We start from the raw sequence: 21,877 nt of genomic DNA on the forward strand, positions 1-21,877 counted from the left end.
AATGACAGACAGCAACCAGCCGATCCTCGAAACGCGCGCGCTCGGCAAGCGCTTCTCGATCGGCAGCCGCTTTTCTTCGGAAGGCAAGCGCACCGTTCACGCGGTCGACAACGTCTCCCTCACGGTGCGGCGCGGCGAGACCGTCGGGCTCGTCGGTGAATCGGGCTGCGGCAAGTCCACCTTGGCCCGTTGCCTGGTCCGGCTCTACGACATCTCCGATGGCCAGCTCATCTTCGAGGGCGACGACATCACCGGCAGGTCGCTGGCCGAGCTCAGGCCGCTGAGGCGCCGGCTGCAGATGGTGTTCCAGGATCCGTCGGCCTCGCTCAACCCGCGCCGGCGCGTCGGCGACCTGGTGGCGGAGCCGCTGCGTATCCACACCAGGCTCTCCTCCGCCGAGATCGCCAGGCGCGTGGCTGAGCTGTTCGATCTCGTCGGGCTGCTGCCGGATCACGTCATGCGCTATCCGCACGAGTTCTCCGGCGGCCAGCGCCAGCGCGTCGGCATCGCCCGCGCCATCGCGCTCAATCCGGACCTGGTCGTGCTGGATGAACCGGTCTCGGCGCTCGACGTCTCCGTGCAGGCGCAGATCGTCAACCTGCTCGCCGATCTCCAGGAGAAGCTGAACCTCACCTATGTCTTCATCGCCCACGATCTGTCGGTCGTGCGCCAGGTCTCGACCCGGATCGCGGTGATGTATCTCGGCTCCATCGTCGAGGAAGGGCCGGCCGAAGAGGTGTTCTCCACCCCGGCGCATCCCTACAGCCAGGCCCTGATCTCGGCGGTTCCCATCGTGGAGACCACGCCGAGCGGCAGGCGCAAGCGCATCATCCTCACGGGTGACGTGCCAAGCCCGCTCAAGCCGCCATCGGGCTGCCGCTTCCACCCGCGCTGTCCGGTCGCCCAGGATCGCTGCCGTACAGAGCGCCCGCAGATGCGGGACTATGGCCCCGGCCGCAAGGTCGCCTGCCACTTCCCGGTCGCCTCCTGACAAGGCAAGCGGGTCGCCGGCTCCTGCCTACTCCCGGGGGCAATGTACGGTTCCTCCGAACCCCACTTCGCCCTACGGCATCGTTATTGCCGAGAATCGGCGTCCACTTTTCGGCACGATGCTTTGGCGAAGTCACGTCACGCCTCTGCATCGTGACGTGACTTCGCCAAAGCATCGAACGCCACAGGTCATCCACGGCAGCATTCGTCGCACCGGCGGCGGCGCGCTTGCATCAGCGCCTCGATCTCGATAGTTATGTTATAACATATCATATTGAGAGAACTGCAGCGGTCATGCCCGACAGAGCCGTCACTTTCGCCGATCTCAGCCTTGGTTACGGCCGCCAGGCCGTGCTGACGGGGCTCGACCACGTCGTGCGCCGGGGCTCGCTCACCGCCGTGGTCGGCGCCAACGGGTCGGGCAAGTCCACGCTGATGCGCACCATCGCCGGCATTCTGCGGCCGATTGCGGGGTGCTGCGCCATCGGCCCGAATCTCCGGCTCGCTTATCTGCCGCAGCAATCCGAACTCGACCGCTCCTTCCCGGCCCGAACCATCGACCTCGTCGGCCTCGGCCTCTGGCCCCGACGCGGATTGCTCGGGCGCCATCGCGCCGGCGACCGGCGCGCCGTACGAGCGGCGCTCGCCGCGGTCGGCCTCGAAGGCTTTGCGAACATCCCCCTCGACCGCCTCTCGGGAGGCCAGATGCAGAGGGCCTTGTTCGCGCGGGTGCTGGTGCAGGATGCCGACCTGATCCTGCTCGACGAGCCCTTCAATGCCATCGACAGCCAGACCGTCGCCGTCCTGCTCGGCCTGATCCGGCATTGGCATGCCGAGGGGCGCACGATCATGACGGTGCTGCACGATCTCGACCTGGCCCAAAGCCACTTTCCCGAAATCCTGCGCCTCGCCGGCATCGCCGAAGTCGAACCTGCGGCCGCGGACCGGGGCAGGCAAGCACTTCGCCTCGCGGCCGGGAGGCCGGCGTGATGGAGATGGTGCAACAGGTGCTCCTCGCTCCCTTCGCGGAGTTCGCCTTCATGCGCCGAGCCCTGCTCGGCACGTTCCTCATCTGCGTCAGCGCCTGTCCGGTCGGTGTCTTCCTGATGCTGCGCCGCATGAGCCTGGCCGGCGATGCCATGGCGCATGCCATCCTGCCGGGCGCGGCGGCAGGCTTTGCCTTGTTCGGGCTGAAGCTGGTGCCGATGACACTCGGCGGCCTCATCGCCGGCGGCGTGGTGGCGCTCGGCGCCGGGGCAGTGTCGCGGTTCACCATCCTCAGGGAGGACGCCGCCATGGCGGCCTTCTACCTGATTTCACTCGCCGCCGGCGTGGTGATGGTCTCTACGCGCGGCTCGGGCCTCGATCTGCTCCACATCCTGTTCGGCACCGTCCTCGCCCTCGATGATCAGGCCCTCGCCCTGATCGGCCTGATCGCGGCGGTGACCAGCACGACGGTCCTGCTGCTCTGGCGCGGCCTTGTCGCCGAATGCCTCGACCCGCTCTATCTGCGCTCGGTGTCCAAGCTCGGCCCGGCGCTCCATTTCGCCTTCCTGGTGCTGCTGGTGCTCAATCTGATCGCCGGCTTCCAGGCTCTGGGCACGCTGCTCTGCGTCGGCCTGATGATCCTGCCCGCGGCTGCCGCCCGGTTCTGGGCCGATCGGGCCGCCAACCTGTGCCTCACGGCGATCGCCTTCGGGCTGGCCGCCTCCCTCGCCGGCCTGCTGCTCTCCTATCACGCCGCCTTGCCCTCCGGCCCCGCCATCATCCTGTCGGCCGGCTCGCTCTATCTCGGCTCGCTGCTGCTCGGCCCACGCGGGCTGCGGCTCTCGCTGTACGCCTCACCGCGCCGCCGCGCCATCTGACCACACGGACCTGCCCGCATGCTTCCCATCAAGTTCCTGCCCGTCTTCGCCGTTCTCGCCGCTTTGCTGGGTTCCGCGACGGCCGCGGTGGCAAAACCCCTCGATGTCGTCGCCAGCTTCTCGATCATCGGTGATTTCGCCAGGCAGGTCGGCGGCGACCGGGTGAGGCTGCGCGTCCTGGTCGGCTCGAACGGCGACGCCCATGTCTATGAGCCCAAGCCGGCCGATGCGATCGCCATGGCCAAGGCGGATGTCATCCTCGTCAACGGGCTGCAGTTCGAGGGCTTCCTCAAGCGCCTCCTGGAAGCCAGCGGCAGCACCGCCACCGTCGTGGAGCTTTCGGGCGGCATCGAAGCCCTCGAGGATCCGGCCGGCGGGCATTTTCATCATCATGACGGCAAGGCCGTTTTTCACCCGGCACCGTTCGACCCGCATGCCTGGCAGGACGTGGCGAATGCCAGCCTCTATGTCGAAGCCATCGCCCGGGCCTTCTGCAGCGCCGACGCCGAGGGCTGCGAACTCTACAAGACCAATGCCCACACCTATCTGCAGGTGCTTTCCGGTCTCGACCGGGAGATCCGGGCCATGATCGCCGCCATCCCCCCCGGAAAACGCGTCGTGGTCGTGGCGCACAATGCCTTCCGCTATTTCGAATCGGCCTATGGCCTTGCCTTCCTGGCACCGCAGGGCGTCTCGACCGAGGCGGAGGCGTCGGCCACCGATGTCGCCGGCATCATCCGGCAGATCCGCCTCAAGCGTGCCAGCGCCGTCTTTGCCGAGAACATCGCCGATAGCCGCCTGGTCGAGCAGATCGCCCGCGAGGCCGGCCTGCCGCTGGGCGGCACGCTCTATTCGGATGCGCTGTCGGAACCGGACGGCCCCGCCGCCTCCTATGTCGAGATGATGCGTCACAACGCCCGGACGCTCGCAGGCGCAATCACTCGCCGCTAGCTGCTCCCGACAGGCCGCGACCGGCCTGCCTTTCATTCGCCAACCCCTCAAATCTCGATCCATGGAGAAAACCATGAAGCCATTGCCATATCTTGCCTGGGCCCTGGGCCTCGGCCTTGCCCTCGGTCCCGCGGGCAACGTCGCTCTTGCCGAAGAAGACGACGTCACCGCCTGGCGGCTGTTCGTGTCCGATCACGCGGCCCCGGTGGTGCATGTCATCGATGCTCTGAACGGCGGCATGCTCGCCCGCTTCAGCATCAAGGGTCCCGCATCGCTCTACCGCAGCGAAAGCGGCCGCACGGTGTTCGCGGTGCAGGGCTCGGCCGGAACGGTGTCGGCGATCTCGACCGGCATTGCCTTTCACGATCACGGCGACCATGGCGATATCGACATCGATGATCCCAAACTGCTCGGTCTCGGCATGACCGGCAGCAAGCCCGGCCATTTCGTCGAGCACCAGGGCCTGGTGGCGCAATGGTTCGACGGCGAGGACAGGACGCGCCTCTTCACCGAACAGGATGTCCTCGACGACAAGGCAAATCCGCGCAGTGTCGATGTCGTCGCGCCCCATCACGGCGTGGCCGTGCCCTATGACAACGGCGCCGTGATCACCATCCCCGATCCGCAAGATGCCTCCAAGCGCCCGATCGGCGCCAGGATTGTCGGTTTCGACGGCAAGCCTGTCGGCCCCGACATCCCCTGCCCCGGCCTGCATGGCTCGGCCGGCTCGGGAAGCCTCTATGCTTTGGCGTGCGACACCGGGCTGCTGCTGATCGGGCAGGGCACCGGCGTTCCGGTGATCAGGCACCTTCCCTATGCCGCCTCCCTGCCCAAGGGCAGTTCCTCGACCCTGATCGGCGGCAGGGGCCTGCAATATTTCATCGGCAATTACGGCGCCGACCGCATCCTGATCGTCGACCCCTCCGAAGCCGGTGGCTTCCGCCTCGTCCAGCTTCCGACACGGCGCGTCCAATTTGCCGTCGACCCCATCCGGGCGAAATTCGCCTATGTCGTCACCGAGGACGGCCAGTTGCATCAGGTCGACGTACTGAAGGGCGAGATCGTCAAATCGCTGAAACTGACGCAGCCCTATTCGATGGATGGGCATTGGAGCGATCCGCGCCCGCGCGTGGCCGTCGCCGGCGACAGGATCGTGGTGACCGATCCGCTCGCCTCGACCCTCCACCTCGTCAATGCCGCCGATTTCACCGCGGCCGGGGAGATCAAGGTCGACGGCAGGCCCTTCAACGTCGTGGCCGTCGGCGGTTCCGGCAAGGTCCATGACCATGCAGCGGAAAACCAGTCCCAGCCATGATCAGCCGAAACGGGCGACGGCAAAGTCGACGAAGGAGCGCAGCTTCGGCGTGATCCGGCGATCCGGCGCATAGAGGATGTGCATGACCCGTGGCGGGACTTCATAGCCCGGCAGCAGCCGGACCAGCTGTCCGGCCTCGATCTCGCTCTGCACCAGCGAACTCGGCTGGAGCATGATGCCGAGGCCGGCCAGGGCCGCCGTAAGCAGGGCCTGGCCATTATTGGCCAGGAAGCGATAGGAGAGCTCGACCGTCTCCAGACCGTCGGGACCGGCAAAGCGCCATTGGTCGCGCGTATTGCCGTGCATGAAGCCGAGGCTTTCATGGTTCTTGAGGTCGGCCGGCTTTTCAGGATGGCCATGCGCCGCAAGATAGACCGGCGACGCGCAAACGGTGAAGGTCATCGGCCGCAACGGCCGGGCGATCAGGCTGGAATCGGCCAAGGGGCCGACGCGGAAGACGGCGTCATAGCCCTCGTCGACGAGGTCGACGACGCGATCGGACAAAGTGAGCTCAACATCGACCTGGCGATGCGCGGCCAGATAGTCCGGCAGGATTGGGGCCAGTTCATGCGCGCCGAAGGTCACCGGCGCATTGACCCGGATCTGGCCGCGCGGGATCGCCCGTGTCTCGGCGGCCAGCACTTCGGCCGCCTCGACCTCGGCCAGGATGGTGCGAACCCGCTCGTAATAGCTGCGCCCGATCTCTGTGACGCTCTGGCGCCGCGTGGTGCGGTTGATCAGCTTGACGCCGAGGTGATCCTCTAGCAGGCGCACATGCTTGCCCACCATCTGCGAGGACATCGAGAGCGCATTGCCGGCGGCCGAGAAGGACCCCGCTTCCACGGCCTTGGCGAACACGCCCATGCTGGTGAATCTGTCCATTAATTTGAAATGAATTGTTTCAAGTGTTGCAACGACCTCCCCATTTATCACGAAATGTAGAGAGATCATAACGAGGGTGACACCGAAATACGGTTCACCCGGGAGAAACGCTTCATGTCCGTCCAACGCAGAGTCGTCGTCAGTGAATACGGCGCCCCCACCGTGATGAAGCTCGAGACGCGGGACCTGCCCGCGCCCGGCGCCGGCGACGTCCATGTCAGGCACACGGCGATCGGCTTCAATTTCATCGACATTTACCAGCGCAAGGGCATCTACCCGCTGCAATTGCCGAGCGGGCTCGGCTTCGAGGCCGCCGGCGTGGTCGAAGCGGTCGGTGCAGGCGTCGATGAACTGAAGGTCGGCGACAGGGTAGCCTACATCAATGCGGGCCTGGGCGCCTATGCCGACAGGCGCAATGTCCCCGCCGACAAGCTTGCCGTCCTGCCCGCCTCCGTCAGCGACGAGGCGGCCGCAACCTTGTTCTTCAAGGGCATGACGGCGCAATATCTGCTGCGCAAGACCCATGCGGTCCAGCCGGGCGATCTGCTGCTGGTCCATTCCGCCGCCGGGGGTGTCGGCCAGATCCTCAGCCGCTGGGCAACGGCATTGGGGGCGACCGTCATCGGCACCACGGGCTCGCCGCAGAAGCGCGAGGCCGCCCTCGCCGCCGGATGCAAGGCCGTGATCGATCTCAACGATCCCGCCTGGCCCGAAGCCTTCCTGGCCGCGACCGGCGGCCGCAAGGCCCGCGTGGTCTATGATGCCGTCGGCAAGGATACGCTGATCAAGTCGCTCGACTGCGCCGCGCCCTTCGGGCTGGTCGTGTCCTATGGCGCGGCATCCGGCCCGGCGCCGGCTATCGACCTCGACCTTCTCAACAAGAAGGGCGGCCTGTTCATCACCCGCCCATCGATCTTCGCCCACAATGCCGATAGCGTCAGCTTCCGCGCCAACGCCGCCGATTTCTTCGACGCGGTCGCCAAGGGGCATGTGAGCGTCGACATCGGGCAGCGCTTCTCGCTCGACGAGATCGCCAAGGCGCACGAGGCCGCCGAGGCCCGCCAGACCGTCGGCGCCATCCTGATCACGCCGTAAGAGGGGGGCGCTTGGGGCATTCGGCCATTTCTTGCACGAATGCTGCTGCCCCTCACCTTACCTCTCCCCGTAAGAACGGGGCGAGGAGGCGCAGACGCCGCAACCCATCCCCAGATCTCTCGTCTCGCCCAACCGTTGGGCGAGACGGTATCTCTTCGACACGAAGCGCTCGGTCGAAGTCCCCTCGCCCCGTTCTTACGGGGAGAGGTAAGGTGAGGGGCTATGCAACTTCGCTAGTAAAATTCAGCCACTACGAGACGAGCTCACTGCTTTGCAAAACGCCTGGCACATAGATCGGCGAAATGCCGGGCCGCGGGCGAGAGTTCGCGTTCGGCGCGATGGGCGAGCACGATGCGGTTTTCGCGGTGCCTGCCGGTCAGGGGGCGGGTCACCAGGTTGAGCCCGTCATAGCTCATGTCCGAAGCCGGCTTGGTCGCCAGGATCGAATAGCCCAGGCCATGGGCCACCATGCCGCGCACCATCTCGAAGGAGATCGAGCGATAGGCGATCAAGGGCTTGATGCCGGCGTCTTCGAGAATGCCGGTGAAATAGTCGCGGCTGGGCGGGGCGTCGAGCAGGATCATCGGCTCGGCGGCGAGGTCCTCGGGCGCCACCTCGCTCTGGTGGCAGAGCGGATGGTCGGCGGCGAGCAGCACATAGGGCGTCAACTCGCCCAGGGACAGTTTCTCGAATTCCTCGCCGAGGTCGAAATCATAGAGCAGCGCCAGTTCGCTCTCGCCCGCCAGCAGGCTCTCGCGCAGGCGGCGATGATCGCCCTCGATCAGCTTGACGCCGATGCCGCCCATCTCGCGGATAAGCGAGGGCATGAGATAGGGCCCGAAGGTGTGGAAGCAGCCGATCACCAGCCTGGCGGTCTCGCCCGCCAGCGCCGCGCGCAGCGAACTCGCCCCCTCGATCCGGTTCGACGAGCCATACGACCGATTGGCATAGATCAGCGGCGAACCGTGGCGGGAGAGATGGATGTCGCGCACCTCGCACAGGAAGATGTGATGCGTGCCCACCTTCTCGCTCGACAGCAGCTTGCAGTCGAACGCCACCAGGGGATCGGCGATGCGCGGTGCGCCGGTCGAGGCCGTCACCCATTCGGTGCATTCGAACTTGTCGCCGATCTCGTCGCGGAAACGCCCGGCGAAGACATCGGAGATGTAGGACTGGTCGTCCCGCAGAACGTTGACGCACAAGACACCGTTCTCGACGATCTTGGCCGCCGCCGGGCTGAGATGATGGACGCAGACCAGCATGGTCGGCAGCTCCGTATCCGCCGAGACCGAGGCCATGGCCGAGACGGTCACCCCTGCCCGGCCGGCCGGGCCGTCGGTGGAGACCACATTCACGGTGCAGGCGGCCTGGCTCATGCCGCCGAGAAATTTCTCGCGCACCTTCGGATCGATCCCCACGCCCATCCGTTCTCTCCCACTCGTCTTGAAGCCGGTGTCACCCCGGCCGTTCAGGCCGACGATCCTTCCGGAATTCGTCGGCGCTGGAAAATATGGATTTCCGCGGCACGGGTTCGGAAAAGCCGCAGCACGCCCGACATCCGCAGGGTCGCCTAAAGATAGAGGTGGTGCACCGTGTCGTTGGCGAGCAGGTCCTTGCTGGTGCCGCTCGCCGCGATCTGGCCGCGCACCAGGAGATAGCCGCGATCGGCGATCGACAGCGCCGTCTCGGCATTCTGCTCGATCAGCAGCACGGTCTTGCCCTCGTCGCGGATGCGCCCGACGATGTCGAAATATTCGTCGATCAACTTGGGGGAGAGGCCGAGCGAGGGCTCGTCCATCACCACCAGCTGCGGGTTGCCGATCAGGGCGCGGGCCAGCGCCACCATGGCCTGCTCGCCGCCCGACATCGTCCCCGCCCCCTGCGTCAGCCTCTCGCGAATGCGCGGAAACAGGCCAGCCATCGCCTCCAGCCGGTCCTCGAACGGCACCCGGCATCTGGAGGCATCGAAGGCAAGCTTGAGATTCTCGCGCACGTTCAGGGTCGGAAAGAGCCGGCGCCCTTCGGGCACGAAGCCGACGCCGAGCGCCGACAGGCGCTCGGTTCCCACCGCAGCCACGTCTTTGCCGGCAATGCCGATCGAACCGGCATCGAGCCTGATCAGGCCGCAAATGGCATTGAAGGTCGTGCTCTTGCCGGCCCCGTTCGGCCCGAGCAGGCAGACGAGTTCGCCCCTGTTCACTTCGAGCGAGACGTTGCGGAGCATAGGCACCGGCCCATAGCTGGTCGAGACGGATTTGAGTTCAAGCATGGCCGGCCTTGTGTCCGAGATAAGCCTGCTGGACGCGCGGCAGCTGCCGCACCTCCTGGAAATCGCCGTCGGCGATCTTCCGGCCGTAATCGATGACGGCAACCCTGTCGGGCAGCGCCCTGACCAGGCGCATGTCGTGTTCGATGATCAGGAAGGACAGCCCGGCACACCGGGCCATGACGGAGCGGATGCTGGCCATCAGGGCATCGGTGTCGCGGTCGTCCATGCCTGAGGACGGCTCGTCGAGCAGGATCACCTTCGGGTCGGAGGCAAGCGCCCGGGCAATCTCCAGGCGCCGGCGGTCGGCCTGGGGCAGCGTGCCTGCCAGGGTATGGCGCCGCTCATAGAGGTCGGGCGAGATGGAGCGGATCAATTCGCCCGCGCGCTCCGCCGCCTCATCGAGCTCGGCGCGGGCCTTGCCCGGACGCAGCAGCGCCGTGAGCACGCCGGTGTGGGTCCGGCAATGCATGCCGATCACCACATTGTCGACCAAGGTAAGGTCGTTGAACAGCCGGCTCGACTGGAAGGTACGGGTGATGCCGGCGGCCGCGATGCGATGGGCAGGATTGCCGGTAATGTCCCGCCCCTCCAGCGCCACCGTGCCCTTGGAGGGCCGGTAGATGCCGGTGATGACGTTGAACAGCGTGGACTTGCCCGCCCCGTTCGGCCCGATGATGCACAGGATCTCGGAGCGCCCGAGGCTGAGGTCCACACCATCGACCGCCGTCAGCCCGCCGAAGCGGATGGTCAGGCCGCGGGTCTCCAGAAGCGCCTGGCTCATGACCGGCTCCCTCATGGCTGGCCCCCATAATTGCGCGCGCGCTGCGGGAAGAGCCCCTGGGGCCGCAGGATCAGGAAGGCGATCACGATGACGCTGACGAAGAGCAGGCGGTAGTCGGAGAACACCCTCAGCTTTTCCGGCAGCAGTGTCAGCAGGAAGGCACCGATGATCACGCCGAGCGTGTTGTCCATGCCGCCCACGATCACCATGGTCATGATGGTGACCGACACCACGAAGGTGAAATTGTCCGGCGAGATGTAGCTGACATAGAAGGCGTAGATGGTGCCGGCGAAGGCGGCGAGGAAGGCATCGACGCCGAAGGCCAGGATCTTGTACCAGACCACGTTGATGCCCTGGCAGCGCGCCGCGAGCGGATCGGCCCTCAAGGCATTCCAGGCCAGGCCCACCCGGCTGTGATGCAGGCGCCCGGCCGAGAGGATGGCAAGCCCCACCAGCGCCGCCGAGAGATAATAGAAATTGGCCTGGCTCGGCAGCTTGTAGCCGAAGATGTAGAGCGGCTTGATGAAGGAATGCCCGAAGAAGGTCGGCGCGGGAATGCCGACCAGGCCGTTGGGTCCGCCCGTCCAGGACAGGTTGTTGAGCAATTGCTGGATGACGATGCCGAAGGCGATGGTCACCAGGGCAAGGTAGCTCTCCTTGGTGCGCATGGAGGGAAAGCCGAGCGCAAAGCCGAACAGGGTCGCCACCACCGCAGAGATCGGCAGGGTCAGCCAGAAGGAAATGCCGAAATTGATCGCCAGCAGCGCCGAGGTGTAGGCGCCGATGCCATAGGAGGCGCCCGTCGCGAAGTTCGGAATGTTCGCGCTGCCGAGCTGGAAATTGAGGGCGAGCGCCAGCACCGAATAGAGCTGGGCCACGATGAGCAGATGCAGCGCATAGCTGCTGCCCTGCATGAAGAAGGGAAACGCCAGGACGATGGCGATGCCGAGGAGGGTGGCGACGCCGCGGTGCCGCCGGAAGGCGGCGACGATCTGTTCTTCGATCTGCGGCCTGAGCTGCAGGGCAGCGAAACCGGCCCCGAGCAGGGCCAGCAAAGCGACGATGATCAAGGTCTGTTCGGCCAGGAGCAGGGCTCCGAGCAGGACGGCTCCGACGAGCTCGACGCCGAGGACGATGGCCAGGGCACCGAGCGACGCGCCGGCACGGGCCTGCGACAGATTATGCGTGGTGGCGGCCATCGCTCACACCTTCTCGAAGACAGGCTTGCCGAGCAGGCCCGAGGGTTTGAAGACCAGCACGCAGATCACCAGCACGAAGATGCAGACCAGGCGATAGGAGGCGCCATCCGCCAGCAAAGCCTGCGCCAGCATCTCGATGCCGGCGATCAGCAAGCTGCCGAGTATGGCGCCCTGCATCGAGCCGAGGCCGCCGATCACGGCGGCCGAAAAGCCGATCAGGCCGAGCTGGATGCCGAAATCGAAGCGCACCACGCCGGCATGGCTGGCATAGAACAGGCCGCCGATCGCCCCCACCGCCGAGGCCAGCAGGAAGGTCGCGGCGAACATCCGGCTCGGATTGATCGCCATCAGGCGCGCCGTATTGCGGTCTTCGGCGACGGCCCGGATGCGCATGCCGAGCGGCGTGTGCCGCATCAGGGCAAACAGGGCCGCCACCATGGCGATGCAGAGCACGATGACCGTGAGGCTGAAGGCCGGGATGGTCAGGCCGAACAGGGAGACCTCGCCCGTCACCAGGGCTGGGAAGGGCTTGGGATTGCTGCCCTGCGGATAGAAGCTGCGGATCAGCTCGCGCACCACGGTGCCGAGCGCCACCGTGGCGACCAGGGCCATCATGGCCGGGGCATTGCGGAAGCGACGGATCACCAGCCAGTCGAGCAGCACGCCGAGCAGGCCGACAAAAGCGATCGCGATCAGGCAGGCGATCAGGGCGGCCGGCACGGTATCGAAGCCGAGCATGCCGCCGGTCAGGATCTGGATCATCGCCAGGGCGACGAAGGGCGCCGTGATCGAGACGTCGCCATGCGAGAAATGGATGACGTTGAGCACGCCGAACAGCAGGCTGAACCCCAAGGCCACCAAGGCATAGATGCTGGCCAGGACAAGCCAGTTGAGCAGATATTGCGCGAGCAGCGCATCCATAGAATTCCCCTCCCGCCTCGTTTGCCGAGTGTCCGGTCTTCTTTTCTAGGCATAGGCGGGGCAGTGATGAAAGCCGGCGCTGCTTAGGCATTTCTGAGGCAGTGCTTCAAAAATTGCGACTTCTCGCTTTCGCAAAAACTTCGCACCCTTGCTCTCGTCTTCGGACAAGCCGACCGGCCACAGGCTCCCAAACAAGAAGACAAGTCCAGCCATCCTGCCGTGGTCCGGCGCACCATCGAGCAAGGGAATAGACATGACCATCTTCAACGCACGCCGGCGCCGCCTCCTCGGCAGTGTGCTGCTGGCGACCGCCATGGCCTCGCTGCCGACTCTGGCCTTGGCCAAGGACACCATCAAGCTCGGCTTCCTCGGCCCGCTCAGCGGCGGCAACGCCCCCCAGGGCCTGGGTGCCCGCAACGGCTTCCTGCTCGCCATCAAGCAGGCCAATGAGGGCAATTATCCCTATACGATCGAAGGCGTGGCGCTCGATGACGCGTCCGACCCGCAGACCGGCGTCTCGGCGGCCATGAAGCTGGCCAATGATTCAGCCGTGGTGGCGGCGACGGGCCATTGGAACAGCCCGGTGGCGCTCGCCACCATTCCGGTCTTCCATCGCTTCGAGATGCCGATGATCGTCTGGGGCGCCATCGGCCCGAAGATCACCGAGCAGAACCTGCCCGAGATCACCCGCGTTACTCCGACTCTGGTGGCCGAAAACCAGCCTCTGGCCGGCTGGGCCTTCAAAACGCTGGGTGCCAAGAAGGTCGCCATCGTCGCCGACACCTCCGACTATGGCGTCTCCAACGCTGACTTCTTCAAGAAGTTCTTCGGCGAGGCCGGCGGCCAGACCTCCTCGACCGACCTGCTCCCGGTCGGCACCACCGATTTTCGCACCATCCTGACCCGCATCAAGGGCGAGGCGCCCGACGCGATCTATTTCGGCGGCGTCATCACCGAGGCCGGCATCCTGCGCAAGCAGATGGCCGAGCTCGGCCTGACCATGCCGATGATCGGCATTTCCGGTTTCTACGATCCGGAATTCATCTCGGTCGCGGGCAAGGCCGCCGAAGGCACCATGGTCAGCTATCCGGCTTCCCAGTCCAACCCGGCTTTGACCAAGATGGAGGCCGACTACAAGGCCCAGAACTATGCCGAGGCGCCCAGCCCCTATACCAAATATGCCTATGAGGCGACGCAGATCCTCCTGAAGGTGATCGCCGACAACGGCATCGAGGACAAGGCCAAGCTCGCCCAGGCCATCCGCTCGATCAAGCATGACGGCGTGCTCGGCACCACCTCGTTCGACGATCACGGCCAGACCCAGATCCCGGTCGAGATCGAGATCAAGGTCGTCAAGGACGGCGCCTGGACCACCAAGACGAACTGAAGGTTCCACAACCTTTGTTTGATGGGTGCGCTGCCCCTCACCCTTACCCTCTCCCCGTAAACGGGGCGAGGGGACATCGGCGTAGTGCTCGAACCCGAAATCGGACCGTCTCGCCCAACCGGTTGAGCGAGACACCGGACTACAGGACATGGCGCGACGATTGCGCCCCCTCGCCCCGTTTACGGGGAGAGGATGGAGGTGAGGGGCTACGCGCCCCTGACATCATCAAACGCTTGGCGCCTTCAACCGGGCACACAAGCAAAGCGGGCCTCACCCGCCGCACACCTCGCGACATGCCTTCATGTCGCTGAAAACTTCGAAGGAAAGACGATGCTCAGAACAGGGCAGCAATACAGGGATTCGATCCGGGACGGCCGGCGCATCTGGATCAATGGCGAGCGCGTCAAGGACGTCACCGTCCACCCCCAATTCAAGCCGCTGGTCGACATCCGCGCGCGCATCTACGACCTCGCGCATGAGGACGCCACCCGCGACATCCTCAGCTATGAGGAAAATGGCGAGCGCTATTCCGTCGGCCTCAAGCTGCCCCACAGCCAGGACGACTGGCACGCCAAGCGCCTGGCCACCGACACCATCCTGGAGGATGTCGGCGGCGTCGTCACCCGCGTCGGCGACGAGACGGCCGGCGAGATGTGGTCGCTCTATGACGGCCAGGACATCCTGAACGAGGTCGACCCGCGCTTCTCGGTCAACATCCGCAACCACATCCAGCGTGTCGTCGACCGGGACCCCTTCCACGTCTCGGCCAACACCGATCCCAAGGGCGACCGTTCCAAGCGGCCGCAGGACCAGGATCCGGACATGCTCCTGCATGTCGTCAAGGAGACCGATGCCGGCATCGTGGTGCGCGGGGCCAAATACGAGACCGCCGCAGCCTATGCCAACCAGGCCTTCACCAAGCCGACCATCGCCAATTGGGGCAATTCGGAACTGTCCGACTATGCCGTCGGCTTCGTGTGCGACTTCTCCTCGCCGAATCTGCGCTTCATCGCCCGCACCGGCTTTGCCGGCCGCGCCCCGGCCGAGGACTATCCGCTCGCCAACCGCTTCGACGAGGTCGACTGCCTCGTCATCTACGACGATGTGCTGATCCCCTGGGAGAACGTGCTGTTCTACCAGCACACCAAGGCCGCCGCTTTCATCCGCGCCACGCTGCACCGCTATTCGGCCTTCGCCTTCGTGCAGCGCAACCTCAAGCTCGCCGACATGCTGATCGGCGCGGCCCTGTGGAACGTGCGCCAGACCGGCCTGGAAAACCAGCAGGCAGTCCAGGAAAAGCTGGCGACGCTCGCCTGCTACCGCGAGGGCATCAACGCGCATCTGACCGCCGCGATCACCAATGCCGAAAAGAGCCCGGGCGGCCTGCTGATGCCGAACCAGTCCCTCTTGATGACCGGGCGCGTGCATGCCTGCTCGCAGCTCCACCACATGATGCACATTGCCCGCGAGCTCTGCGGCGGCCAGATCTGCGTCACCCCCGACGCTGCCAGTTTCGCCGACGAGGAAGCCGGAGTCTGGCTGAAGAAGTACTACACGCTCAACGAGAACTGGGACAGCAACGACCGGCGCAAGCTGCTCGCCTTCGCCCGCGATCTACTCAACTCCGACTATGCCGGCCACCGGCTCACCTTCCAGCTCTTTGCCCAGTCACCACCCTTCGCCCATCTCGGTGCCGTCTACCGCAATTTCGACTGGAACGACGCCCTGCGCTTCACCAAGAAATCCGCCGGCCTGTCGGACCGCATCCTCACCGCCCAGCGCTAGGCGAAGGCAATCTTTCTAGCTCTTTGTTCTAACGCGATTTCTCAGTCGGAAAGTCGACGGCTCGATCTGCTCCGGGGGGCGCTGCCCCTCACCCCTCGCACTTGCAAAGCAAGTGCGGACCTCTCCCCGTAAGAATGGGGCGAGGGGACCACGACCGCAGCGTTTCAGGCCGAAAACGCTTCGTCTCGCCCAACCGTCGGGCGAGGCGACAGGTCCGAGGATCATTCGCGACGCCGGTGCCCCCTCGCCCCGTTCTTACGGGGAGAGGGTAAGGGTGAGGGGCAGCGTGACCTCGGCGGTGGAGGACTGAGCAACGACCGACCAACCTTTCCTGGAAACGCTTCAAGCCACCACCCGGAGTACCCGATCATGATCCACAAGCGTCTTCGCCCCTTCAACACCAAGGACACCTATCCCGAGCAGAAGCTCAACACCGATCTCAGCCAGGGCGTGGTCGCCCGCGGCACCATGGTGTTCCTGCGCGGCCAGGTCTCCCAGGACCTCGATACCCGAGAGAGCCTGCATGTCGGCGATCCCCGGGCCCAGGCCCGCAAATCCCTGGAGAACATCAAGATGCTGCTGGAGGAAGCCGGCAGTGAAATGGCCCATATCTGCCGCATTGTGGTCTATCTGACCGATATCCGCTATCGCGAGGCGGTCTATCTGGAGATGGGCGAGTGGTTCAAGGGCGTCCATCCCTGCTCCACCGGCCTGGTGGTGCCTGCCTTGGCCCGGCCCGAATGGGTGGTCGAGATCGAGGTGACGGCCGTCATCCCCGACGCGGCCTGAGGGAGAGCCCGATGACCTTCTCGATCTCGGCGCGCTGCGCCCGGACCGGCATGTTCGGCATCGCCGTATCCTCGTCCTCGCCCTGCGTCGCCGCCCGCTGCGCCCATGCGCGCGCCGGTGTCGGCGTCGTCGCCACGCAGAACATCACCGATCCCCGGCTCGGGCCGAAGGGCCTCGATCTGATGGCCGGGGGACTGTCGGCATCGGAAGCCCTCGAACGCCTCAAGGCCGAGGCGCCGCATCTCGATTTCCGTCAGCTCGCTCTGGTCGACAGCGAGGGCCGCACCGCCAGCTTCTCGGGCAGCCGGACGCTCGGCACCCATCGGGTGGTCGAGGGCGCCGGCGTGGTCGCGGCCGGCAATCTCCTGTCGTCGCCGGAAGTGCCTGTCGCCATGGTCGCGGCCTTCGAGGCAGCGGCGGCACAATCGCTCGGCGATCGCCTGGTCGGCGCGATGCGGGCCGCGGTGAAGGCGGGGGGCGAGGAAGGCCCCGTCCATTCCATCGGCATGCTGCTGGTGCGGGATGTCGCCTGGCCCGTCGCCGATCTCAGGGTCGACTGGAGCGAGGGCGATCCGATCGATGACCTCGACCAGCTCTGGCAGCGCTGGAAGGGTGAGATGGAAGCCTATGTCTCGCGGGCCCTCGACCCGAGCCAGGCGCCGAGCTATGGCGTACCGGGCGATCTCTGACCGGCTATGACAACAAAGCGTTTTGCGATTTTACGGTCTCACCATGAATCGCAAAGACGCGTTGAAACACGAAGCTGGAGCAAATGGGCGTTCGAGCCAAAACGCGCTTTGCTTCAGCGGGCTCGGTCCGCAGGACCGGGCCCCTTCATGTGGCGATGACAGCATGGCAACCGAACCGACGACCCTGGACATTCTCGAGCGCCTGATCGGTTTTGCGACCATCAGCCGGCAATCGAACCGCGAGCTGATCGGCTATGTCACCAGCCTGCTCGATGGCGCCGGCATCGGCTGGGATCTCGTCGAGAGCCCGGACGGCACCAGGGCCAATCTGTTCGCGACCATCGGTCCCGCCACCAATGGCGGGGTCGTGCTCTCCGGCCATACCGATGTCGTTCCGGTCGAGGGCCAGGTCTGGAGCACGGATCCGTTCGCCCTTTGCGAACGGGACGGCCGTTATTATGGCCGCGGCACCACTGACATGAAGGGTTTCGTGGCATCGGCCCTTGCCACGGCTTTGCGGGTAGCTAGGTGCGAACTGAAGACGCCTCTTCATCTTGCCTTTTCCTACGACGAGGAAATCGGCTGCGTCGGCGTGCGTAGCCTGATCGACCGGCTGTCGAGCCATCCGATCCGCCCTGCTCTGTGTATCGTGGGAGAACCGACCGGCATGCGCATTGCCACCGGGCACAAGGGCAAGGTAGCGCTGCGGGCCTGCTGCACCGGCCGCGCCGGCCATTCGGCCCTGGCGCCGCTCGCGCTCAACGCCCTGCATCTGGGGGCAGACTTCCTCGGCAGGCTGCGCGAGCGCCAGCGTCTCCTCGCCGAGACCGGCAGGCGCGACGAGCACTATGAGATCCCGTACACCACCCTTCACGCCGGGCGCATGAGCGGCGGCCAGGCCCTCAACATCGTGCCGGAATGCTGCGAGATCGAGTTCGAGATCCGCAACGTCGTCGGCGATGATCCCCAGACCATCATTGCCGATCTGAAGGACGATGCCGAGGCGATCGTCGCGCCGCTGCGTCCGGCCTTTCCGGAAGCCGCCATCGCCATCGACGAGGTCAATGCCTATCCGGGCCTGGAGACACCCGTCGATTCCCCGGTGGTGACGCTGCTGCGCCTGATCAATGAAAGCCGGGAGCCGACCTTCAAGGTCGCCTTCGGTACGGAGGGAGGCTTGTTCCAGGATAGGCTCGGCCTGGCGACGGCGGTCTGCGGCCCCGGTTTCATGGCGCAGGGCCACAAGCCCGACGAATATGTCGGCGCCGATCAGCTCGGCCGTTGCGATGCCATGCTTGCCGCACTGGTCGATCGCCTTGCCGTCGGCCTGTGATCGCGTGCCCGAGCGGCCAGTTGCCGCTTTGACGGACCGTGCCGAAGCGAGGATTTTGTCTGGCAGTTGATCGAATGATTCAGGGCCTGCAACGCGAGGCGCCGATGCCGCCGCAGGCCGCGTGAGGAGCAACCCATGCGTTTTACCTTGCGACAATTGAGCTATTTCGTCGCCGCCGGCGAGACCGGCAGCGTCACCCGGGCGGCCGAGCTGGTCAACATCTCCCAGCCCTCGGTCTCGGCGGCGATCTCGCATCTGGAGACCGAGCTCGGCGTGCAGATCTTCGTACGCCAGCACGCCCAGGGCCTGTCCTTGACCACACCGGGCAAGCGCCTGCTCAGGGCCGCCAAGGAATCGCTGCGCGCCGCCTATGAACTCTACGACGTCGCCAATGCCGCCGGCTCCATCGTGTCGGGCCCGATCAATGTCGGCTCCTTCCGCACTTTCTCCTCCCTGATCATGCCGGAGCTCTGGCGCGGTTTCATCGCCAAATATCCCGATGCCCAGATGGTGGTGACCGAGGGCAGCGAGGCCGAGTTGCTGGAAGGCCTACGCTCTGCCCGGATCGACATCGCCCTCACCTACCAGCTCAACCTGACGCCGGACATGAGCTTCCAGTCCCTGGTGGAGATGCCCTCCTATGTGCTGCTGGCGGCCGACCACCGTTTCGCCACCAGATCAAGCGTACGCCTGGAGGAACTGGCCGACGAGCCCTTCATCCTGCTCGACCTGCCGCTCAGCCGCCAATATTTCCTCTCCATGTTCGAGCAGCGCAGCATCACCCCGAGGATCGTCGCCGAAACGGCCAGCCCCTCGACCCTGCGGTCCTATGTCGGTGCGGGCCTCGGCTTTTCCATGCTGACGGTGAGGCCGGTGAACATGATGGCGGAAAACGGCCGCCCTCTCGCCTATGTCGAGCTCGAGGGCAATACCGCCCCGATGGTGATGGGGCTGGCCTGCCTGAAGGACATGCGGCGCCCGCGCATCGTCGACGCCTTCGAGGCTCATTGCCGGGAGGTCATCTCGGCCGATCATATTCCAGGCATGCGCGGAACCGAGTCAGGTCCCTCTCGTGTTATAGCCGATGAGGTGTAATCGATCCTGATTCTCGCACCCGGATGCCTGTCCGGCCCGACACCATGCGGCCGGACGCCATCTTGTGCATGGGAGGCGGCATGAACGAGCCAAGACTCATCCTCTACGAACTCGCCGGGTCCGACCCGCAGCTTCGCTTCAGCCCGCATTGCTGGAAGATCCGGATGGCCCTGGCCCATAAGGGGCTTCAGGCCGATCGCAGGCCGTGGCGTTTCACCGACAAGGAAGCCATCGCCTTCTCGGGCCAGGGGCTGGTGCCGGTTCTCATCGATGGCGCCAATGTCGTCTCCGATTCCTGGCGCATCGCGCTTCACCTCGACGAGCGCTTTGCCGACCGCCCTCCCCTCTTCGGCGCGCCGCAAGCGGCAGCCGTGACGCGTTTCGTCAACAGCTGGGCCGATACGGCCCTGCTGCCGGCCATCGCCCGCCTGATCCTGCTGGATATCTACACTATCCTCGACGAGAAGGACCGGGACTATTTTCGCGCGAGCCGCGAACAGCGCTACGGCAAGACATTGGAACAGGTCGTCGAGGACCAGCAGCTCCATCTCGACAGGCTGCGCCACACGCTCACACCCCTGCGCCACTTGCTTGGTGGACAGGCCTTCCTCGGAGGCTTGCAGCCCAGTTATGCCGATTACTGCGTCTTCGGCATGTTCATGTGGGCCCGCTGCACCAGTGATGTCACCCTCCTGGCGGCTGACGACACCATCCATGCCTGGCGCGAGCGCCTGCTCGATCTCTTCGATGGTCTTGCGCGTCAGGCTCCCCACCACAAGGTCGTTTCGGAGTTGCCCGATGCCTGAGTTGCCCGTGCCGGCAGACTACGAGTTCCTGACCACCGACAAGCTGCGCTATGGCGATACGGACCGGCAGGGCCATGTGAACAATGCGGTCTTTGCAACCTTCCTGGAGACGGGCCGGGTTGAACTCCTCCATGATCTCGCCGCCCCCATCGCGGATGCCGGCAGCTCTTTCGTGCTTGCACGCGTGGTCATCGATTTTCGTGCCGAGGTGCTTTGGCCCGGGACGGTGGAGATCGGCACAAGGGTCAGCGCCTTCGGCCGCAGTTCGATTACGCTCGATCAGGCCGTATTCCAGAACGGGGCGTGTGTCGCGCAGGGACAGAGCGTCGTGGTACTCGTCGACAACAGCACGCGCCGCTCTCGTGCCCTTTCCGAAGGAGCTGCCAAGCGTCTGCACGAACTGGGCGCTCACCGGCCTCAGCCGGCCTAGAGCAAACGCTATAGGGAACCGCAGACAGCCTTGCCATGTCCGCTTATATGATCGCCCAGGCCCGATAGCGGCCTCGCCCGGTGATCTCCCTCACGCCCAGTTCCGCAATGAGGTCCTGCGCCGCCCGCGGCGTGATATCGAGCCGCTTGGCGATGAGCTGTGCCGAGGCGAGAGGCGTCGTCAGCAGCAGCTCGATCAAGGCCGGTAGTTTCGAGGTGGAGCGACGGCCGGCGAGGTGTCGTTCGAGCTGATGTCGAGCCAACATCCAGCGGTCGTGATCCTTCAATCCCTGTTCTGCCGCCACCGCGATGGCCTGGATGAAGGCCAGGAGCCGCGGCCCGGGACCATGGGCAAATCGCGTTTCACGAGGCAAGGCACGCAAGCCCACGCACAGGCAAGGCAGATGAAAGCGCGCCTTGTCGCGCGCCCGCAGGACAGCGGCTCCCAGCGCGCGCCCGAGCCAGGCGGCATATTGCAGGGGCTCGATGGTTTCCCAAGCGAGGACCGCAGTTGCTGCGGCCAGCACCGGTGGCAGACCGTCCAGGTGCCTGATGTCTTCGCGCCATTCCTCAAGGCGCGCCTCTTCGTCCCAGTCGGCATCATAGATGTCCGGCTTGCGATTGGGCGCCGAGGCGGTTTCGCCGGCGAGCACGGCTGATGAGCGCGAGACTATGGCATCGATGGCTGCGAGTTCGGCGGCCCAGGCCTGGTCCTCCTCCGTTTCACCGGGTTGGGCGATCGCCCTGTCCTTTCCTTGGCGCTCGGGATCATCTGCTTCCCGGGACGCGGGAGGTGATCCACCTTGCGGGGGGGCTTCCCTGCCGAGCAGGCTCGCCAGTCCTTCCTGCGAGAGAGCCCAGTCGGCTGGAGCAGACGCAATGCGTCGCCGGGCCCGCAGGACGGTATGGGCCCGGGTAAGCTCATGGGTCGGTGTGCGTGCGTCCATGGCCGCGTCGTGCAGCACAAGGTCTTCGAGATGTACCAATTCGCCGTCGAGCCACAAGCTGCCGGCGGCATCGTAGAAGTGGGTGCGCGCGATCCAGCCCTGCCGGATCGGGCTGGTGCGTAGCCTCTCGTCGAGCCGCGCAAGTCCATCCTCCGCGATGGCGAGAGGGACCGCAATTTCGCCCCAGGGTAGCTTTCCAAGCTCCAAACCAGCTATTTTCAAAGGCCTGATAACCCTAATGAAAAATCAAATAACGGAACCTAACACATATTTAGCTTCCGCCACATCGAGAAGGTCTTCTTTTGACCTTCGTCGTCGGAAGATGGGCTTCCAATTCCGACCTTGCCGA

General features: G+C 65.3%; 21 protein-coding genes. 14 read left to right on the plus strand and 7 right to left on the minus strand.

Annotated features, from left to right (window positions below):
- Nucleotide 1 precedes the first annotated feature (1 nt).
- The 5 genes from ACIGJE_RS34610 to aztD all read left to right on the plus strand — a co-directional run bounded on the left by ACIGJE_RS34610 (nucleotide 2) and on the right by aztD (nucleotide 5,121).
- Nucleotides 2-991, plus strand: coding sequence for an ABC transporter ATP-binding protein (locus ACIGJE_RS34610; protein ID WP_415083041.1), 990 nt, complete (start codon nucleotides 2-4; stop codon nucleotides 989-991).
- A gap of 293 nt (nucleotides 992-1,284) precedes the next feature.
- Nucleotides 1,285-1,980, plus strand: a complete 696-nt coding sequence (gene aztA / locus ACIGJE_RS34615) for a zinc ABC transporter ATP-binding protein AztA (protein WP_415083042.1) — start codon at nucleotides 1,285-1,287, stop codon at nucleotides 1,978-1,980.
- Nucleotides 1,980-2,855, plus strand: a complete 876-nt coding sequence (gene aztB, locus ACIGJE_RS34620; protein WP_415083043.1) for a zinc ABC transporter permease AztB — start codon at nucleotides 1,980-1,982, stop codon at nucleotides 2,853-2,855. Before aztA ends, aztB begins: the two co-directional genes overlap by 1 nt.
- A gap of 18 nt (nucleotides 2,856-2,873) precedes the next feature.
- Nucleotides 2,874-3,806: a zinc ABC transporter substrate-binding protein AztC gene (gene aztC, locus ACIGJE_RS34625; RefSeq protein WP_415083044.1), complete on the plus strand. Its 933-nt coding sequence runs from the start codon at nucleotides 2,874-2,876 to the stop codon at nucleotides 3,804-3,806.
- Nucleotides 3,807-3,879: 73 nt separating this feature from the next.
- Complete coding sequence (gene aztD / locus ACIGJE_RS34630) at nucleotides 3,880-5,121, plus strand: zinc metallochaperone AztD (protein WP_311944873.1); 1,242 nt, start codon at nucleotides 3,880-3,882, stop codon at nucleotides 5,119-5,121.
- Here the strand turns inward: aztD and ACIGJE_RS34635 are convergent, their stop codons facing one another.
- On the minus strand, nucleotides 5,122-6,003 hold the full coding sequence (locus ACIGJE_RS34635) for a LysR family transcriptional regulator (RefSeq protein ID WP_311944872.1): 882 nt from the start codon (nucleotides 6,001-6,003) through the stop codon (nucleotides 5,122-5,124).
- Nucleotides 6,004-6,117: 114 nt separating this feature from the next.
- Between ACIGJE_RS34635 and ACIGJE_RS34640 the strand changes: the two genes are divergently transcribed.
- The gene (locus tag ACIGJE_RS34640; protein WP_415083046.1) at nucleotides 6,118-7,098 is read left to right on the plus strand and encodes a quinone oxidoreductase family protein; all 981 of its coding nucleotides are present in this window, start codon (nucleotides 6,118-6,120) and stop codon (nucleotides 7,096-7,098) included.
- A gap of 263 nt (nucleotides 7,099-7,361) precedes the next feature.
- On the opposite strand, the gene ACIGJE_RS34645 is transcribed toward ACIGJE_RS34640, so the two are convergent.
- From ACIGJE_RS34645 to ACIGJE_RS34665, 5 genes are all read right to left on the minus strand, one after another.
- Nucleotides 7,362-8,522 (minus strand): LysR substrate-binding domain-containing protein, encoded by a 1,161-nt coding sequence (locus ACIGJE_RS34645; protein WP_311944866.1) that lies wholly within the window; start codon nucleotides 8,520-8,522, stop codon nucleotides 7,362-7,364.
- 146 nt (nucleotides 8,523-8,668) lie between these two features.
- Complete coding sequence (locus tag ACIGJE_RS34650; protein WP_311944864.1) at nucleotides 8,669-9,367, minus strand: ABC transporter ATP-binding protein; 699 nt, start codon at nucleotides 9,365-9,367, stop codon at nucleotides 8,669-8,671.
- Nucleotides 9,360-10,148 carry an ABC transporter ATP-binding protein gene (locus ACIGJE_RS34655; RefSeq protein WP_415083047.1) on the minus strand — a complete coding sequence of 263 codons (789 nt, stop codon included), beginning with the start codon at nucleotides 10,146-10,148 and terminating at the stop codon, nucleotides 9,360-9,362. Before ACIGJE_RS34655 ends, ACIGJE_RS34650 begins: the two co-directional genes overlap by 8 nt.
- An 11-nt stretch (nucleotides 10,149-10,159) precedes the next feature.
- Nucleotides 10,160-11,347 carry a branched-chain amino acid ABC transporter permease gene (locus ACIGJE_RS34660; RefSeq protein ID WP_415083048.1) on the minus strand — a complete coding sequence of 396 codons (1,188 nt, stop codon included), beginning with the start codon at nucleotides 11,345-11,347 and terminating at the stop codon, nucleotides 10,160-10,162.
- Nucleotides 11,348-11,350: 3 nt separating this feature from the next.
- Nucleotides 11,351-12,268 carry a branched-chain amino acid ABC transporter permease gene (locus ACIGJE_RS34665; RefSeq protein WP_149250520.1) on the minus strand — a complete coding sequence of 306 codons (918 nt, stop codon included), beginning with the start codon at nucleotides 12,266-12,268 and terminating at the stop codon, nucleotides 11,351-11,353.
- A 253-nt stretch (nucleotides 12,269-12,521) separates the two neighbouring features.
- Between ACIGJE_RS34665 and ACIGJE_RS34670 the strand changes: the two genes are divergently transcribed.
- From ACIGJE_RS34670 to ACIGJE_RS34705, 8 genes are all read left to right on the plus strand, one after another.
- Nucleotides 12,522-13,655 carry a branched-chain amino acid ABC transporter substrate-binding protein gene (locus tag ACIGJE_RS34670; protein WP_068289175.1) on the plus strand — a complete coding sequence of 378 codons (1,134 nt, stop codon included), beginning with the start codon at nucleotides 12,522-12,524 and terminating at the stop codon, nucleotides 13,653-13,655.
- Between the two features lie 330 nt (nucleotides 13,656-13,985).
- Complete coding sequence (locus tag ACIGJE_RS34675) at nucleotides 13,986-15,440, plus strand: 4-hydroxyphenylacetate 3-hydroxylase family protein (RefSeq protein WP_415083051.1); 1,455 nt, start codon at nucleotides 13,986-13,988, stop codon at nucleotides 15,438-15,440.
- A 369-nt stretch (nucleotides 15,441-15,809) separates the two neighbouring features.
- Nucleotides 15,810-16,229: a RidA family protein gene (locus ACIGJE_RS34680; protein ID WP_311944855.1), complete on the plus strand. Its 420-nt coding sequence runs from the start codon at nucleotides 15,810-15,812 to the stop codon at nucleotides 16,227-16,229.
- Nucleotides 16,230-16,240: 11 nt separating this feature from the next.
- Entirely contained in the window at nucleotides 16,241-16,918 is a 678-nt protein-coding gene (locus ACIGJE_RS34685; protein ID WP_311944854.1) for a DUF1028 domain-containing protein, read from the plus strand.
- A 163-nt stretch (nucleotides 16,919-17,081) separates the two neighbouring features.
- Nucleotides 17,082-18,251 carry an acetylornithine deacetylase gene (argE, locus tag ACIGJE_RS34690; protein ID WP_415083054.1) on the plus strand — a complete coding sequence of 390 codons (1,170 nt, stop codon included), beginning with the start codon at nucleotides 17,082-17,084 and terminating at the stop codon, nucleotides 18,249-18,251.
- 135 nt (nucleotides 18,252-18,386) lie between these two features.
- Nucleotides 18,387-19,346 carry a LysR family transcriptional regulator gene (locus ACIGJE_RS34695; protein ID WP_415083056.1) on the plus strand — a complete coding sequence of 320 codons (960 nt, stop codon included), beginning with the start codon at nucleotides 18,387-18,389 and terminating at the stop codon, nucleotides 19,344-19,346.
- Nucleotides 19,347-19,426: 80 nt separating this feature from the next.
- Nucleotides 19,427-20,152, plus strand: a complete 726-nt coding sequence (locus ACIGJE_RS34700) for a glutathione S-transferase family protein (RefSeq protein WP_415083058.1) — start codon at nucleotides 19,427-19,429, stop codon at nucleotides 20,150-20,152.
- Nucleotides 20,145-20,582 (plus strand): acyl-CoA thioesterase, encoded by a 438-nt coding sequence (locus ACIGJE_RS34705; RefSeq protein WP_311944849.1) that lies wholly within the window; start codon nucleotides 20,145-20,147, stop codon nucleotides 20,580-20,582. Before ACIGJE_RS34700 ends, ACIGJE_RS34705 begins: the two co-directional genes overlap by 8 nt.
- 43 nt (nucleotides 20,583-20,625) lie before the next feature.
- On the opposite strand, the gene ACIGJE_RS34710 is transcribed toward ACIGJE_RS34705, so the two are convergent.
- Nucleotides 20,626-21,735 (minus strand): RHE_PE00001 family protein, encoded by a 1,110-nt coding sequence (locus ACIGJE_RS34710; RefSeq protein ID WP_415083060.1) that lies wholly within the window; start codon nucleotides 21,733-21,735, stop codon nucleotides 20,626-20,628.
- Nucleotides 21,736-21,877 lie beyond the last annotated feature (142 nt).

The organism is Labrys sp. E2SS-1L (genome assembly GCF_057073705.1).

Excerpts from the sequence above, each read along its gene's own strand:
- ACIGJE_RS34610 (WP_415083041.1), top strand. The coding sequence starts at position 2 with ATGACAGACAGCAACCAGCCGATCCTCGAAACGCGCGCGCTCGGCAAG.
- aztA (WP_415083042.1), top strand. The coding sequence starts at position 1,285 with ATGCCCGACAGAGCCGTCACTTTCGCCGATCTCAGCCTTGGTTACGGC.
- aztB (WP_415083043.1), top strand. The coding sequence starts at position 1,980 with ATGGAGATGGTGCAACAGGTGCTCCTCGCTCCCTTCGCGGAGTTCGCC.
- aztC (WP_415083044.1), top strand. The coding sequence starts at position 2,874 with ATGCTTCCCATCAAGTTCCTGCCCGTCTTCGCCGTTCTCGCCGCTTTG.
- aztD (WP_311944873.1), top strand. The coding sequence starts at position 3,880 with ATGAAGCCATTGCCATATCTTGCCTGGGCCCTGGGCCTCGGCCTTGCC.
- ACIGJE_RS34635 (WP_311944872.1), bottom strand. The coding sequence starts at position 6,003 with ATGGACAGATTCACCAGCATGGGCGTGTTCGCCAAGGCCGTGGAAGCG.
- ACIGJE_RS34640 (WP_415083046.1), top strand. The coding sequence starts at position 6,118 with ATGTCCGTCCAACGCAGAGTCGTCGTCAGTGAATACGGCGCCCCCACC.
- ACIGJE_RS34645 (WP_311944866.1), bottom strand. The coding sequence starts at position 8,522 with ATGGGCGTGGGGATCGATCCGAAGGTGCGCGAGAAATTTCTCGGCGGC.
- ACIGJE_RS34650 (WP_311944864.1), bottom strand. The coding sequence starts at position 9,367 with ATGCTTGAACTCAAATCCGTCTCGACCAGCTATGGGCCGGTGCCTATG.
- ACIGJE_RS34655 (WP_415083047.1), bottom strand. The coding sequence starts at position 10,148 with ATGAGCCAGGCGCTTCTGGAGACCCGCGGCCTGACCATCCGCTTCGGC.
- ACIGJE_RS34660 (WP_415083048.1), bottom strand. The coding sequence starts at position 11,347 with ATGGCCGCCACCACGCATAATCTGTCGCAGGCCCGTGCCGGCGCGTCG.
- ACIGJE_RS34665 (WP_149250520.1), bottom strand. The coding sequence starts at position 12,268 with ATGGATGCGCTGCTCGCGCAATATCTGCTCAACTGGCTTGTCCTGGCC.
- ACIGJE_RS34670 (WP_068289175.1), top strand. The coding sequence starts at position 12,522 with ATGACCATCTTCAACGCACGCCGGCGCCGCCTCCTCGGCAGTGTGCTG.
- ACIGJE_RS34675 (WP_415083051.1), top strand. The coding sequence starts at position 13,986 with ATGCTCAGAACAGGGCAGCAATACAGGGATTCGATCCGGGACGGCCGG.
- ACIGJE_RS34680 (WP_311944855.1), top strand. The coding sequence starts at position 15,810 with ATGATCCACAAGCGTCTTCGCCCCTTCAACACCAAGGACACCTATCCC.
- ACIGJE_RS34685 (WP_311944854.1), top strand. The coding sequence starts at position 16,241 with ATGACCTTCTCGATCTCGGCGCGCTGCGCCCGGACCGGCATGTTCGGC.
- argE (WP_415083054.1), top strand. The coding sequence starts at position 17,082 with ATGGCAACCGAACCGACGACCCTGGACATTCTCGAGCGCCTGATCGGT.
- ACIGJE_RS34695 (WP_415083056.1), top strand. The coding sequence starts at position 18,387 with ATGCGTTTTACCTTGCGACAATTGAGCTATTTCGTCGCCGCCGGCGAG.
- ACIGJE_RS34700 (WP_415083058.1), top strand. The coding sequence starts at position 19,427 with ATGAACGAGCCAAGACTCATCCTCTACGAACTCGCCGGGTCCGACCCG.
- ACIGJE_RS34705 (WP_311944849.1), top strand. The coding sequence starts at position 20,145 with ATGCCTGAGTTGCCCGTGCCGGCAGACTACGAGTTCCTGACCACCGAC.